The sequence below is a fragment of the Actinocorallia lasiicapitis genome (assembly GCF_054778695.1).
Genome location: NZ_BAAGZI010000161.1, coordinates 1 through 12,110 on the forward strand (window position 1 = coordinate 1; position 12,110 = coordinate 12,110).

Annotated in this window: 20 protein-coding genes; 10 read left to right on the plus strand and 10 right to left on the minus strand. The window is 68.7% G+C overall.

The window, feature by feature from the left end; all coding sequences use genetic code 11:
- The coding region (locus tag ACYVE7_RS18580) for a hypothetical protein (RefSeq protein WP_460366112.1) at window positions 1-617 on the plus strand (617 nt) is incomplete at its 5' end.
- Between the two features lie 8 nt (window positions 618-625).
- Here ACYVE7_RS18580 and ACYVE7_RS18585 read toward each other — a convergent pair.
- Window positions 626-1,678 (minus strand): polyprenyl synthetase family protein, encoded by a 1,053-nt coding sequence (locus ACYVE7_RS18585; protein ID WP_460366114.1) that lies wholly within the window; start codon window positions 1,676-1,678, stop codon window positions 626-628.
- Between the two features lie 64 nt (window positions 1,679-1,742).
- Between ACYVE7_RS18585 and metF the strand changes: the two genes are divergently transcribed.
- Window positions 1,743-2,639, plus strand: coding sequence for a methylenetetrahydrofolate reductase [NAD(P)H] (gene metF / locus ACYVE7_RS18590; protein ID WP_460366116.1), 897 nt, complete (start codon window positions 1,743-1,745; stop codon window positions 2,637-2,639).
- A 52-nt stretch (window positions 2,640-2,691) separates the two neighbouring features.
- Here metF and ACYVE7_RS18595 read toward each other — a convergent pair whose 3' ends face one another.
- Genes ACYVE7_RS18595 through ACYVE7_RS18605 form a run of 3 tightly spaced genes read right to left on the minus strand, consistent with a single transcriptional unit; the run spans window position 2,692 to window position 4,449 of the window.
- A complete protein-coding gene (locus tag ACYVE7_RS18595; protein WP_460366118.1) occupies window positions 2,692-3,288 on the minus strand; it encodes a GNAT family N-acetyltransferase in 597 nt (198 codons plus the stop codon).
- Window positions 3,289-3,322: 34 nt separating this feature from the next.
- Window positions 3,323-3,607: a hypothetical protein gene (locus ACYVE7_RS18600; RefSeq protein WP_460366120.1), complete on the minus strand. Its 285-nt coding sequence runs from the start codon at window positions 3,605-3,607 to the stop codon at window positions 3,323-3,325.
- 41 nt (window positions 3,608-3,648) lie between these two features.
- Window positions 3,649-4,449, minus strand: coding sequence for a hypothetical protein (locus tag ACYVE7_RS18605; RefSeq protein ID WP_460366122.1), 801 nt, complete (start codon window positions 4,447-4,449; stop codon window positions 3,649-3,651).
- 155 nt (window positions 4,450-4,604) lie between these two features.
- Between ACYVE7_RS18605 and ACYVE7_RS18610 the strand changes: the two genes are divergently transcribed.
- The 4 genes from ACYVE7_RS18610 (at window position 4,605) to ACYVE7_RS18625 (ending at window position 6,522) form a co-directional block, all read left to right on the plus strand.
- Entirely contained in the window at window positions 4,605-5,429 is an 825-nt protein-coding gene (locus tag ACYVE7_RS18610) for a helix-turn-helix domain-containing protein (RefSeq protein WP_460366124.1), read from the plus strand.
- On the plus strand, window positions 5,426-5,617 hold the full coding sequence (locus ACYVE7_RS18615; protein ID WP_460366126.1) for a DUF397 domain-containing protein: 192 nt from the start codon (window positions 5,426-5,428) through the stop codon (window positions 5,615-5,617). Before ACYVE7_RS18610 ends, ACYVE7_RS18615 begins: the two co-directional genes overlap by 4 nt.
- A gap of 16 nt (window positions 5,618-5,633) precedes the next feature.
- Window positions 5,634-6,125, plus strand: a complete 492-nt coding sequence (locus ACYVE7_RS18620) for a hypothetical protein (RefSeq protein WP_460366128.1) — start codon at window positions 5,634-5,636, stop codon at window positions 6,123-6,125.
- Between the two features lie 91 nt (window positions 6,126-6,216).
- Window positions 6,217-6,522 (plus strand): hypothetical protein, encoded by a 306-nt coding sequence (locus ACYVE7_RS18625; protein WP_460366130.1) that lies wholly within the window; start codon window positions 6,217-6,219, stop codon window positions 6,520-6,522.
- 17 nt (window positions 6,523-6,539) lie between these two features.
- On the opposite strand, the gene ACYVE7_RS18630 is transcribed toward ACYVE7_RS18625, so the two are convergent.
- The 4 genes from ACYVE7_RS18630 to ACYVE7_RS18645 all read right to left on the minus strand — a co-directional run bounded on the left by ACYVE7_RS18630 (window position 6,540) and on the right by ACYVE7_RS18645 (window position 8,585).
- Window positions 6,540-6,881 (minus strand): hypothetical protein, encoded by a 342-nt coding sequence (locus tag ACYVE7_RS18630; protein ID WP_460366132.1) that lies wholly within the window; start codon window positions 6,879-6,881, stop codon window positions 6,540-6,542.
- 64 nt (window positions 6,882-6,945) lie between these two features.
- The gene (locus tag ACYVE7_RS18635) at window positions 6,946-7,704 is read right to left on the minus strand and encodes a Fic family protein (RefSeq protein ID WP_460366134.1); all 759 of its coding nucleotides are present in this window, start codon (window positions 7,702-7,704) and stop codon (window positions 6,946-6,948) included.
- 27 nt (window positions 7,705-7,731) lie between these two features.
- A complete protein-coding gene (locus ACYVE7_RS18640; RefSeq protein WP_460366136.1) occupies window positions 7,732-8,094 on the minus strand; it encodes an ArsC/Spx/MgsR family protein in 363 nt (120 codons plus the stop codon).
- Window positions 8,095-8,120: 26 nt separating this feature from the next.
- Window positions 8,121-8,585, minus strand: a complete 465-nt coding sequence (locus ACYVE7_RS18645; RefSeq protein WP_460366138.1) for a YbaK/EbsC family protein — start codon at window positions 8,583-8,585, stop codon at window positions 8,121-8,123.
- A gap of 408 nt (window positions 8,586-8,993) precedes the next feature.
- Between ACYVE7_RS18645 and ACYVE7_RS18650 the strand changes: the two genes are divergently transcribed.
- Entirely contained in the window at window positions 8,994-9,440 is a 447-nt protein-coding gene (locus tag ACYVE7_RS18650; protein WP_460366140.1) for an SAV_6107 family HEPN domain-containing protein, read from the plus strand.
- A gap of 22 nt (window positions 9,441-9,462) precedes the next feature.
- Here ACYVE7_RS18650 and ACYVE7_RS18655 read toward each other — a convergent pair whose 3' ends face one another.
- Entirely contained in the window at window positions 9,463-10,236 is a 774-nt protein-coding gene (locus tag ACYVE7_RS18655; protein WP_460366142.1) for a methylenetetrahydrofolate reductase, read from the minus strand.
- Between the two features lie 83 nt (window positions 10,237-10,319).
- On the minus strand, window positions 10,320-10,682 hold the full coding sequence (locus ACYVE7_RS18660; protein ID WP_460366144.1) for an MTH938/NDUFAF3 family protein: 363 nt from the start codon (window positions 10,680-10,682) through the stop codon (window positions 10,320-10,322).
- A gap of 154 nt (window positions 10,683-10,836) precedes the next feature.
- On the opposite strand from ACYVE7_RS18660, the gene ACYVE7_RS18665 reads away from it, so the two are divergent.
- The 3 genes from ACYVE7_RS18665 to ACYVE7_RS18675 form a co-directional block, all read left to right on the plus strand.
- The gene (locus ACYVE7_RS18665) at window positions 10,837-11,190 is read left to right on the plus strand and encodes a YidB family protein (protein ID WP_460366146.1); all 354 of its coding nucleotides are present in this window, start codon (window positions 10,837-10,839) and stop codon (window positions 11,188-11,190) included.
- 103 nt (window positions 11,191-11,293) lie between these two features.
- The gene (locus ACYVE7_RS18670; protein WP_460366148.1) at window positions 11,294-11,818 is read left to right on the plus strand and encodes a cysteine hydrolase family protein; all 525 of its coding nucleotides are present in this window, start codon (window positions 11,294-11,296) and stop codon (window positions 11,816-11,818) included.
- A 24-nt stretch (window positions 11,819-11,842) separates the two neighbouring features.
- The coding region (locus ACYVE7_RS18675; RefSeq protein WP_460366150.1) for a type 1 glutamine amidotransferase family protein at window positions 11,843-12,110 on the plus strand (268 nt) is incomplete at its 3' end.

The window sequence follows — 12,110 nt, forward strand, 5'->3', positions numbered from 1 at the left end:
TCCAGCGCCGCCGCGCCCGCCTGGCCCTGGCCGCCGCCATCACCGTCACGGCCCTCGCCGCCACCGCCTACTACCTGCGCCCCCATACCGAGCTACCTCCCCCGCAGACCCACTTGGCCGCGCCGACCTCAACGCCGACAACAGCACTTGAACAAATCAGAGACGTCCCAGAAGCCTGCAGGTTGCTCGCACCCGCAACTTTGAATCAGCTCATCCCCAAGCGAGTCGCCGTGGAGGGCGCGCGACGTAAAAGCCACTGCGCCTACGCGGCCGCGCCCGGCAGCCCCTACCGCTACGTCGAACTCGAAGTCACGGACCATCGGGATTCGGCCGACCCGGTCGGAGACTGCAAGATCGCCTATGACCTGATTCGCAAGCCCCTGGTGAGTACGGGTCCGTCTGCCGAGCGGCCGCAGACGTTGAGCGGGCTCGGCGACGAGGCGTTCCGCACCGTGAAGGTGACGGGATCAGGCGTCAGGGTTCTGATGGTGGCGAGATCTGCGAACGTCCTCGTCACGCTCATCTACAGCGTGGATGGCGCTCGTGGCCGGGCTGACGGCGCGACCAGTACAGCCCAGACCGCGCTGCATGACGTTCTCGGCTCGCTTAAGCGGTGACGTGATCGTCAGACGCGGCGGGCGGTGGCGGCTACGGCGAGCTGGCTGAGCGCGGAGCGGGCCTCGTCGGTGATCGTCATGGCGGCGAGCGCGGCGTGGGACTGCTGGGCGAACTCGTCGATCATCGTTTCGCAGCCGGTGAGGGCGTCGGTGTCGATGAGGATCGCCCGCAGTTCTTCGACACCTGCGAGGTCGAGGGCGGGGTCGCCGAGCAGGCGGCGCAGCGTGTCGTTCTGCGCGCTGGTGGCGCGTTCCTGCGCGAGCGCGATCAGCACGGTGCGCTTGCCTTCGCGCAGGTCGTCGCCTGCGGGCTTGCCGGTCTCGGCCGGGTCGCCGAAGACGCCGAGCACGTCGTCCCTGAGCTGGAACGCGGCTCCCAGGGGCAGCCCGTAGGCGGAGAGCGCGTCAAGGTCGCGCTGGGACGCACCGGCCATCGCGGCGCCCAGATGCAGCGGCCGTTCGATCGTGTACTTCGCGCTCTTGTACTTCACGACGCGCAGCGCGGATTCGACGTTCCCCGTCCCGCGCGCCTGCTCCAGCATGTCGAGGTACTGCCCGCACATCACTTCGGTGCGCATGATGTCGTAGAGGGGACGGCCGGGCGCGAGCACGTCCTCGGTGAGTCCGCTGGTGTCGAACATCTCGCCCGACCAGGCCAGGGTCAGATCTCCGAGGAGGATCGCGGCGCCCGTGCCGAACGGGCCGCTGACCCCGGTCCAGCCTTCGGTGGCGTGCAGCGCCTCGAACCTGCGGTGGACGGACGGCTGCCCGCGCCGGGTGTCGCTGCCGTCCATGACGTCGTCGTGGATCAGCGCGCTCGCCTGGAGCAGTTCGAGTGAGGCGGCCGCCGCGATGATGTCCGGGCCGTCGGCGCCGCCGAGCGCGCGCCAGCCCCAGTAGCAGAAGGCGGGCCGCAGCCGCTTGCCGCCCGACAGCAGGAGGTCCAGAGCCGAAAGCATCGGCGCGAGGTCGTCGCTGATGGCGAGCAGACCAGGGCGCTGCCGATCGACGAACGCATAAAGCGCCTCATCGACCTCTTTACGGACACGGCTCGATGACATGGTGATCAGACTAGCCCGGACTGGACGAAAGTTCACAAGCCGACCCTGGCGGTAGCCTACTGCCATGAGCGTCGAGCGCCCCCTGATCAATGAGCTGCTGGCTTCCGGCGAGAAGTCCTTTTCCTTTGAGTTCTTCCCGCCGAAGACCGAGCAGGGGGCCGCGAATCTCTGGCGCAGCATCCGTGAGTTGGAGGCGCTTCACCCGACCTTCGTCTCCGTGACCTACGGAGCGGGGGGGTCCACCCGCGACACCACGGTCGACATCGTGGAGCGGGTCGCCACCGACACCACCCTCACCCCTGTGGCGCATTTCACAGCGGTGGACCATTCGGTGAGCGAGCTGCGGCAGCTCATCGGCCGGTTCGCCTCGGTGGGCGTCAACAACATCCTGGCCTTGCGCGGCGACCCGCCCGGCAACCCGATGGGTGAGTGGATCAAGCACGAGAAGGGCCTGGAGTACGCGGACGAGCTGGTCGCGCTGATCAAGTCGTGCGGTGACTTCTCGGTGGGGGTCGCGGCGTTCCCGTACAAGCACCCGCGGTCGCCTGACATCGAGAGCGACACTGCCCGGTTCGTCCAGAAGTGCCGGGCCGGAGCCGACTACGCGATCACCCAGATGTTCTTCCAGGCCGAGGACTACTTCAAGCTGCGGGACAGGGTCGCCGCGCTCGGCTGCGACGTGCCGATCCTGCCCGGCATCATGCCGGTCACCCAGCTCAGCACCATCGACCGTTCCACGCAGCTCTCCGGTGCGCCGTTCCCCGCCGCGCTCGCCGAGCGGTTCCACGCGCTGGCCGGCGACCCGGAGGACGTGCGCCGCTTCGGCATCGAGCACTGCGCCGAGCTCTGCCAGGAACTCCTGGAGAACGGGGCCCCGGGCATCCACTTCATCACCATGAACCGTTCGACGGCCACGCGCGAGGTCTACGGGCTGCTCGGCGCGAAGGCCGCCCGCGTCTGAAGCGCCGGACGAACGGCTGGCGAAGGGCTGGCGATGGGCTGGCGTAGGGCCGTCAGCCGGTCTGGCGTGACGGTTCGCGTTCGCGGCTCAGCGGCAGCGGCGCGCCCATGACCGCGTAGGGCGGGCCGCCGCCGGGGAACTCGTACTGGCTGAGCAGGTCGGTGAACCCTTCGGACCGGTAGAGGTTCCGCGCCGGGGTGTCGGGGCGCAGGTCGAGCGTCGAGAGGACGACGGTGCGTTCCTCGCGTCCGGCGCAGAGGGTCGTGAGGAGTTTGCGGCCCAGGCCCTGCCCTTGGAAGGCGGGGTGGACGTGGAGTTCCGCGACCTCGAAGGTGTCGGAGAGCCAGTGTTTGGCGTGCTCCCGGCCGTCGCGCCGGGACAGTTCACCGGCGACGACGTCATGCCACCACTGCCCTGGAGCGCCGTGGAAGCCGTAGATGAAACCGGCGATGGTCGTGCCGAGGGTGCGGCGCCGTTCGACCACGAAGGCGCGGAATCCCGGGTACGTCGAGTGCTTGTGCATGATCGTGTGGCGGCCGGGCAACTGGTCCGCGGGCGGCTCCATCGCGGCGATGTAGACGTCCAGCATCCCGTTCAGATGCCGTCGGAACGCACGGACATCGATCTGGCGGAGGTTCGGCTCTCTCACCCGGCTGAGCCTACGACCGCACGCTCACCTTTGGTCAATTCACCGGAAGACTTCGTTGCGTGGCGGACAAACGGTCGTAGATGTCCCAGAGGATCTGGTCCGACGCCCGCCCCAGATTTCCCTGCTGGGTCGTGAGCTCGCCGCTCCACGCTCGCGCTTCGGGGCCTAGCCAAGCGTCGGTGACGTTGAGCGTCCTCGACGGCGGGTCGAGCGCGTCGCGTACCTCGTCGATGCTGCCGAACGCGGCAGCGTAAGCCTGGAAGAGCGCACGATACGCGGGGTTCGCGACATGGCCGGGCGGGAGGGTCGTCGCGTCCATCGGCTGCGGGAGGCTGCCCGGGGGAGGCGGTGTGTTGGGCATCAGACGGCCCTTGACGTGATGAGGCTGGCCGGAACGACGTTGATCGAATCATCGATGCGCGGAGCCAGGGGAGTGGCGCTGAAGATCTCCCGTGCCGTCGAACCCGCGCCGAGCCTGTCCGCCTCGGCGAGGACGGAAGCAAGCCAGGCATTGTCGAAACGCACCTTGTTGTCGGCGATGGTCAGCGACGTGATGAGGGCTTCGAGCCGGGCCTTGTCGCCTTGGGCGGCGTCGATCAGCCGTGCGGTGCCTTCGGGACCGAGCCGCGCGTACAGCGCCGCCGCGTAGTTCGGGTCCTTCGCGTGTGCCTGGATGCGCTGCCAGACCTCGTTCGGGATCGGCTCCTTGGCCTCCACGGCCCGGCGGATGGCGGTGGCGTCGGCGGAGCCCGTCGAGGTGGCCGTGCCCACGTCCTGGAACTGGCCCTGTTCGTTGACGTTGAGGTCGGATTCCGCAGGGATGCCCAGTTCGCTCGGCGGGATGGATGCCTCTTTGAACGTCGGCACCGGCTTCGACTTGACGGGCGGAGCCGCCGCGACGATATCGGGGTTGTCCTGATGCGTCAGCGCATAGATCCGCCGCCGCGTCAGCATCCCGATCTGGTCCTCGATCCACCGTTGCGCGGCCACCGCCTGGCGATATCCCGTTCCCGATACTCCGGGCGGAGCTGGGTGGGCTGACAGCCATTGCTCGATGCTCGCGGAAGCGGTCCGCATCTGCTGGATGAGGTGGGCGAGCGCGTCAGTGTCGATCCCCCGGAAGTTCGCGTCTCGATTGGCCAGGGTGCGCATGGTCCCCATCGGCGCTCCTCACATAAGGACACCTCTCCTGACTTGTGTACCACAGGCGTTGCGCACACGTCTGCCACGAATGTCCTTCCGCAACCTCCCGACTTCTGTCACCAGCAAGAACTACGCTGGGCGACAGAATCGCCACGAACCCCCGGGAGCCCCCCATGCCGGTGGACAAAGACGACATTCACCCCCTGAAGCGCGCCTTCGCCGACGAACTCCGCCATTTGCGCGACGCGGCGGGGCTCTCGCAGCTCAAGCTGGGCGAAGCGCTCGGATGCACCGGCCAGTGGGTCGGGCAGGTGGAGAACGGTGAGAAGGATCCGTCGCTCTCCTTCGCGAGAGACCTTGACACCTTCTTCAAGCTGCCAGGTTCGTTCGAACGGCAATGCCTGCGACTCAGGGCCGCTCGGCGGGATGCCGTTCATCTTCCAGGTTTCCCCGCGTTCGCCGAACTCGAAGCCCAAGCGCGCCGCAGCCGCAGCTTCCACGGACATCTCGTTCCCGGCCCGCTCCAAACCGATGACTACGCGCGAGCCATCATGGAGCGGGGGCTGAAGCCCGAGGTGGTGGAGGCGCGCCTGGCCGCGCTCGACGAACGGCGCTCACTCCTCACCCGGGAAGCGCCACCTATCTCGTTTCTCTGGATCATTGATGAAGCGGTCCTGCGCCGCCCGGTCGGAGGCCGGAGAGTCATGGCCAGGCAATTGGACGCCTTGCTCGAATTCGTTGACGGCAGCCGTCACGAGCTGCGGGTTCAGCCATTCGACGTCGTCGCCTACGGCGGGATGCTCGGTTCGTTCTGGATCCTCACGCTTCCCGACCTGACCGAGGTCGTCTACCAGGAGGGGCCGGGAGTCGGTCAGGTGATCAGCTCACCGCTTGTTGTGGACGAGAACAAGATGCTGTTCGATCAAGTCATGTGTGAAGCAGCGCGTCGCGAAACCTCGCTGCAGATGATCAGTTGCGCGAGGGAGGCATTTTCATGACCCGAGAGCCCGAGTCCATCGCGGTCCGCTGGCGAAAGAGCAGCTACAGCGCGCAAGGCGGCGCGGACTGCGTTGAGGTGGCGGGATCGTCGGGGCGGGTGCTCGTGCGGGATTCGAAGAACCCGGCGGTCGGGATGCTGGCGTTGCGGCGGACCGCTTTCGCGGCGCTGGCCGAGGCCGTCCGGTAGGGAAGAGGGAAGTGCTGTGACGGACGGTCCGGAACTCTTCCGGGAGCGGACGCGGCCGCCGGTCTGGCTGACCGCGCTCCTCTCCGTCCTGCTGCTCGCGGTCCTGGTGCCGGTGCTGTGGGGCGTGTTCACCGAGGACGCACCCGGCCTCAGCAAGGCGCTGGCCACCGTGGTGAGCGTCGGTTCGCTGGCGGCGACGTTGTTCACCTACGGCTCCGTGTCCGTGCGCCGCACCGCCGTACGGATCGCGATCGTCCCTTTCTGGAAGAAGACGATCCCCCTCACCTCCGTGGCCCGCGCCGTCCGCACCACGGCCCGCCCCCTGGAGTTCGGCGGCTACGGCTACCGCATCAAACCCGGCAAACGCCGCGCCCTCATTCTCCGCCCAGGCCCCGCCATCCGCCTGGAAACCACCTCAGGCACCACCTACACCATCGGCACGTCCCAACCCGTAGAGTTCGCCGCTGCCCTCCGCAGGGCCGGAACCCCCGTCGACAGGGCCAACTGAACCCCCGCGCGAACGAAGAGGGCTCAAGCCAAGCCCATCGATCGGCGAGCCCGCCCCGCTCGCGCCCCCCCCAGCCAGGGAAAATCGCAGCATGGACGCCCGTATGCCACGCCGCTACCTCCCCGATGACGACCCGGCCATCACCGGAGAGGGCGTCCCCGACCAAATCCACGGGACGCCGCGCCCCGCCCACGGCACCATCTGGTACGGCGTCGCCGAACTAGCGGACGACCCCGACACCGCGACCTGGGAGGCAACCTGGGTCGACGACTTCCCCACCCCCGACACCACCGGAGCGACAACAGGCATCACCCGCTACGAGGGCCCCAAAACCAAGGTCCTCGCCTGGGTGGCCGCCCAGCCCGCCGCCGACAAAGTCCACCAGAACGACCGATGACCCTCCCCGTTCCGAGATCACCTGGGTCGAACTCGCCGTGCATCCGCCGCCCCCCGGCGATCCCTCGCCACGACGACCAGATCGATCTCGCCTTCGCCGTAGGCCCGGAGCAAGGCGCGTACCACCAGCCCGAACACGACTCCATCGTGGCTCGCCCGCCGCGCGGCGGCATCGTGCTCGCTCTGCCGATGCAACCAGAATTGGCGCGTCTGCACGAAGGCACGGCCGCTGCGGAACCCCGTTCCTTCACCGAGGTCGAGCAGACCCGCCCCGTAGAGCCGAGTCAGCGACTGTACGACCCATTGCACGGTGACGCGTTCCCTGCGCGCCCGCGACGCGGCCGGCCCGTACTCCACCATGACGCCCCAAGCTGTCGACCGGCCTGCCGTCACCATCAAGGCGACGCCCCGCCGTCGTCACCGCTCAGTACCCGGCGAATTCGGGGTGGCAGGAGAGCAGGAACGCGAACATCGGCGTCGCGTCACGGCTCAGGTAGAAGTCGGCCATGAGCGTGTTGAACTCCTGACGCCGACCTGCGGGAACACTGATGGCGTCGATCCCATGAGCCATCAGATGGCCGTTCATCATCGACCGGCCAGTGCGCTTGTTGCCGTCGAAATAGAACTGGCTGAGCGCGGCGAACAGAAAATAGGCGATCGCTCGCTCCGCGACGTCATCGATCTCTTCCAGCAACCACCCGACGCCCTCCGCGTGCAGTGCCTGTAGATTCCCGCCGCCCGGCTCGGTCGGCGGCGGCAGGTAGCGACCGCGCTCGCCCGAACTCACACCCGGCGTCAGGAGAACGGCCCCCTCACCGCGGAAAGCACCCGATTCGGGTGACTTGTCCCGCGTGGTGCTCGCGTGCAGGCGATCGGATACGGGCTTGTCCAGCGAGAACCTGTCGCCCGTGACGAGTTCGAGGAGCTCTCGGAAGGAGTCCGCGAGCGCCAGGACCTGCCGCTCGTCGCTGACCTTGCGGCCGCCGACCGTCACGCCGTCCATGAGGGTCTGCACTTCGGGATAGGTGAACGGATTGCCCTCCAACTGCGCGGCGTCCCAGACGAACTCCGGCATCGACCGCCGATACCACCAAGCGACCCGTTCCACGGAATGCGTGCCTATCGCGCGCAACGTCTCAGCGATGTTCGCCTGATCCCACCCGAACCCCAGTGGACTGTCCACGCGTCCCCTCAACGTAGGTGCGGTGCGCTACCCGGCTTGATCGCTGGTGAGGGCTTCGGTGAGGGATTCCTCGTCGCGGGCGATGTAGGCGCGGCCGTCGTCGGTGATGACGATCGGGCGTTGGAGGAGCGAGGGATGCGCGGCGAGCACCGCGATCCACGCGGCCCGGTCGCGGGGCGCGTTCTTCAGGTCGAGCTCCTTGGCGGCGGGCTCGGCCATCCGGGTGATGTCCCACGGCTCCACGCCCAGCTTGACCAGGACGGCCTCGATCTCCGCGGCGGTCGGAGCGTCCTCCAGGTAGCGGCGTTCGGTGTAGGCGACGCCCGCCTCGTCCAGAGCGGTCTTGGCGGTGCGCGACTTCGAGCACCGCGGGTTGTGCCAGATCTCCATACCGCCGACTCTAGCGAGCGGCACCGTCAGCCGACCTCGGCGGCGGTCCCCTCGGTGAGCCGCAGCAGCTCGTCATAGCTGGTCGGGAAAACAGTGTGGGGGTGGCCGGCCGCCGCCCACACGACGTCATGGCGGGCGAGCCACACATCGACCAGGGTCCGCAGCGGAGCCGGATGGCCGAGCGGCGCGACCCCGCCGATCGGCTGGCCCGTGGCCTCACGGACGAACTCCGGAGTGGCCCGCTTGACCTCGCTCGCCCCGACGATCGCCGCGACGAGCTGGGTGTCGACGCGGTGGGCGCCGCTCGTCAGGACCAGCAGAGGAACCCCGTCGGCGGCGAAGACGAGGCTGTTGGCGATCGCCCCGACCGGGCAGCCGAGCTGGTCGGCGGCCTCCTGCGCGGTCCGCGCCGAATCCGGCAGCTCCACGATCTTCCCGGACGCTCCGAGCTCGGCCAGCACCACGGCGACGGCCTCGGCGTTCACATGCATGAACCGACCCTAGCGCGCCGAGATCGCCACGAGGGAGGGGTTTTCGACCACCCCGATCGCTGTCCGGACAGCCGCCCGTACCTTCCCGACGCGGTTTTGTCAGACCCGTTTGTTCTACTCGTAGTACCCGGTTGAGCTGGGGCTGCGACACGTCGATCGAACACGTTGACGAATGAAGTGGCGTCAGGTTTACTGGGGACATGTCGAACCGGTGTTCGACATGGTGCGGGACTCGCGGCCCGCATCTCGGGCACAAAGGCGAGCTGGAGGCAGCGCAATCCGCCAACTCGCTCCGGCCCGGGCAGGGGGAGGGGAAGCCCTTTGCCCGGGTCGGTCACCCCGGGAGCGAACGCGAGGTTCGTCCCAGGTGGAGCCAGCCGGCCCCGCTTGGCCATAAGGAGGCCAGCTATGACCGTGCACCCCATGCCCCCCACCCCCACTCCCACCAGGCGCGCCGCCCCGACGGCACAGAGCGCGCTGCGCGTCTCCCGTCAGCTCCTCGCCGACGCCACCGACTCCACCCACCCCGGGGTCCGTTACGCCACCGCCCATGTCGCGGCGCTCCGCGCGGCCGCCGCCGTCCTGGCCGTCCGCGAATCCGCCCGGCAGACTCCGCGCCGAGGCAAGCCGCTGACGGCTTGGGCCCGGCTCACCGCCGCCGAACCCCTGCTCTCGGAGTGGGCCGCCTTCTTCGCCGCCGGAGCCGACAAGCGCGCCGCCGCCGAAGCCGGCCTCCCCAACGCCGTCACCCCCTCCGAGGCCGACGACCTCCTCCACGACGTGGGCATCTTCATCGCCCTCGTCGAGGACACCCTCGGCATCTCCACCCAGCAGTCCCTCCCTCTGACGGGTTGACCGCCCCGCCCGCCCTGGAGCCCTAGCCGAAGTCGGGTTCGAGGAGGGCGGCGAGGCGGCGGTAGCGGCTGACGGGGATGAGGTGGACGCCGTCGAAGGCGCCAGAGTCGCGGAGCGCCAGCACCTGGGCGTGCGCGGCGTGGACCCCGGCGTCCGGATCGGCGGCGACCGCGTCAACGAGGCAGGCGGGGATGGTGATGTCGGGGATCGCGGCGGCCAGGTTCGCGGCCATCGCGGGGCTCGCCAGAACCATGACCCCCGCGTAGACCTTGGCGGGCGTGGTGAGCGAGTCACGCCAGCGCAGCAGGGCGTCCAGGTCGTAGCCGACCTGCGCGAACACGAAGTCGGCGGACTGCTTGAACGACGGCAGCGGCCGCAGACCTGAGGCGACCCCCAGCCGGAACGGCGCGACGCCCGCGAACGCCGGATCCTCGGTGGCCGCACGCGCCTCCTCCAGCATCGTCCGGACGTTCAGATCGCCGGTCCTGTTCCCCGAAGTCGGCTTGTCGCCGTACACGAACAGGAACCGCTCCACGCCGTACGCGGCGGCCGTCAGCAGATCCCGCCGGAAGCCGAGCAGATTGCGGTCGCGCGAGTTCAGGCAGGCGATCCCCCGCGCCCCCATCGCCTGCACCTCGTGCGCCACCGCGACACTCGACACCGTCGCCCGCCCGATGTGGTTGTCAGGAATCAGAAACGACCCGGCGACCCCACTGAGCACACCGATCTGCTGCCGCACCCGCTTCAGATCGGGACGGGTAGGCGGCTCGATCTCACAAATGATCTCAAAGGACATCCACCCACGCTAACGAGCGCCGAAGCCCACCCCACGGGCCAATCCGAGGGCCAATCAGCGCCGTCCGCGAGAGGTGGGGTGGGTCAGCAGGTGGAGTGAAAGAGGCCGCCGACGCGGGTGGTCGCGATGAGCGAGTTGTAGAGGGCGACCGCGGCACGCGTCTCGAGGTGATGGAAGGGGACTTCGGCGTCTTCGAGCAGGGCGAAGGTCTCGGGCATGGTCTGGAGGACCTCGTCCATGCCCTTGGACAGGACGACCGTTTCAGCGCCCAGGTCAAGGAGCGCCTGGACCTCGGCTGGTGTGATGCCGGGGGAATGGCGGGTGCCGTGCACGGCCCAGTCCCAAGAGTGGCCGCCGCCCGGGTAGAGGACGAGGTCCTTAGCGGGTGGAAGGCCCGCGGCCTCCAGGCGCCCCCAGGACAGATGGGTGATTTCAGGCGAGTCCATGGTCGCCGAGCCTAAGTGAAGTCCGGCTCTCCGGGAGCGGCAGGCTGCGCAACGAGCGGGGAGATGGCGTCGCGGGCCATCCGAGGGCCAATCCAGGCTGTTGGGAGGGGTGGGGTTTAGGGTGGTTTGGGGGTTTTGTCTCTAGGGTCGTGTCATGGACATCCAGAAGATTCTCGGCTATGCCAACGATCCCAAGGTCCAGCAGATGATGAAGTCGGTCGTCGCGAACGGCAGTGTGCAGGACCTGCTGTCCAAACTCGGCGGCAGCGGGCTGCAGAACCAGGTCAACTCGTGGATCGGCAAGGGCGAGAACGAGCCGATCACCGCGCAGCAGGTCGAGAGCGCGCTCGGCGAGGAGCAGCTCGGCAAGGTCGCGCAGGAGGCGGGCATGTCGCCGCGCCAGGCCGCCAGCGACCTCGCCCAGACCCTGCCCGACGTCGTCGACAAGGCCACCCCGGACGGCAAGGCCGACGACCTCGGCAAGGTGCTGTCCGGCCTCTTCAAGTGAGCCGCCGCCGAACCGCCGCGCTCCGGTCCCGCTGACCGGATCGTTCCGCCGCCAGGCCCGAACGTGCCTGTCCCCGCGGCCAGGGGACGGGCACGATCGAGGCATGAGAGCACATATCGTGATCGACGTCCAGGAATCGTTCCGCCAGCTCGACCTGTGGCCGCAGACCTCCGAGCCGAAGATCGTCGAGAAGGTGAACGCGCTGGTCGACGGCGCCAGAGAGCGCGGCGACCTGGTCGTCTGGGTGCTGCACGCCGAGGACGACCCCGGCAGCCCGTTCCACCGCGACGGCGGGCACGTCCGGCTGATCGACGGCCTGGAGGCCGCCGAAGGCGAGCCGGTCGTCGTCAAGTCGTCCCACAACGCGTTCACCACCACGAACCTGCACCAGCTCCTCACGGCGCGGGGCGTCCGGGAGGTGACGATCTCCGGCATCCGCACCGAGCAGTGCTGCGAGACGACCGCCCGAGTCGCCTCCGACCTGGGGTTCCAGGTGCTGTTCGTCTCGGAGGCCACCGCGACCCACCCGCTCCCCGGGCTGACCACCGCGCAGATCATCGAGCGGACCGAGGCCGTGCTGCGCGACAGGTTCGCCGAGATCGCCACGATCGAGCGGGCGCTATCCTGACCGAATCATGAAGATTGCTGCGCTTTGAGGATTCTCTTCCTGCTCTTTCCCGGCGTCGAGCTGCTGGACCTGGCCGGCCCCGCCCAGGTGTTCGGCACGGCCGCCGGGTTCGGCCTCGGCTACACCCTCGACTACCTCGCCGAGCAGGAGGAGGTTCCGTCGGCGCAGGGCGTCGCGCTGCGTGCCGGAACCGTCTGGCCCGAGCTGGGCCCCGACGATCTCGTGCTGGTGCCCGGCTGGTCCGGTCCCGCCCAGCCGCGCGCCGCCACCGCCCGTCGTCTGGCGGCACACC

Coding starts and splice junctions, on each gene's coding strand:
- ACYVE7_RS18650 (WP_460366140.1), top strand. CDS start 8,994: ATGACCGTGCACCCCATGCCCCCCACCCCCACTCCCACCAGGCGCGCC.
- ACYVE7_RS18665 (WP_460366146.1), top strand. CDS start 10,837: ATGGACATCCAGAAGATTCTCGGCTATGCCAACGATCCCAAGGTCCAG.
- ACYVE7_RS18655 (WP_460366142.1), bottom strand. CDS start 10,236: ATGTCCTTTGAGATCATTTGTGAGATCGAGCCGCCTACCCGTCCCGAT.
- metF (WP_460366116.1), top strand. CDS start 1,743: ATGAGCGTCGAGCGCCCCCTGATCAATGAGCTGCTGGCTTCCGGCGAG.
- ACYVE7_RS18640 (WP_460366136.1), bottom strand. CDS start 8,094: ATGGAGATCTGGCACAACCCGCGGTGCTCGAAGTCGCGCACCGCCAAG.
- ACYVE7_RS18645 (WP_460366138.1), bottom strand. CDS start 8,585: ATGCATGTGAACGCCGAGGCCGTCGCCGTGGTGCTGGCCGAGCTCGGA.
- ACYVE7_RS18605 (WP_460366122.1), bottom strand. CDS start 4,449: ATGGGGACCATGCGCACCCTGGCCAATCGAGACGCGAACTTCCGGGGG.
- ACYVE7_RS18660 (WP_460366144.1), bottom strand. CDS start 10,682: ATGGACTCGCCTGAAATCACCCATCTGTCCTGGGGGCGCCTGGAGGCC.
- ACYVE7_RS18600 (WP_460366120.1), bottom strand. CDS start 3,607: ATGGACGCGACGACCCTCCCGCCCGGCCATGTCGCGAACCCCGCGTAT.
- ACYVE7_RS18625 (WP_460366130.1), top strand. CDS start 6,217: ATGGACGCCCGTATGCCACGCCGCTACCTCCCCGATGACGACCCGGCC.
- ACYVE7_RS18610 (WP_460366124.1), top strand. CDS start 4,605: ATGCCGGTGGACAAAGACGACATTCACCCCCTGAAGCGCGCCTTCGCC.
- ACYVE7_RS18585 (WP_460366114.1), bottom strand. CDS start 1,678: ATGTCATCGAGCCGTGTCCGTAAAGAGGTCGATGAGGCGCTTTATGCG.
- ACYVE7_RS18670 (WP_460366148.1), top strand. CDS start 11,294: ATGAGAGCACATATCGTGATCGACGTCCAGGAATCGTTCCGCCAGCTC.
- ACYVE7_RS18615 (WP_460366126.1), top strand. CDS start 5,426: ATGACCCGAGAGCCCGAGTCCATCGCGGTCCGCTGGCGAAAGAGCAGC.
- ACYVE7_RS18630 (WP_460366132.1), bottom strand. CDS start 6,881: ATGGTGGAGTACGGGCCGGCCGCGTCGCGGGCGCGCAGGGAACGCGTC.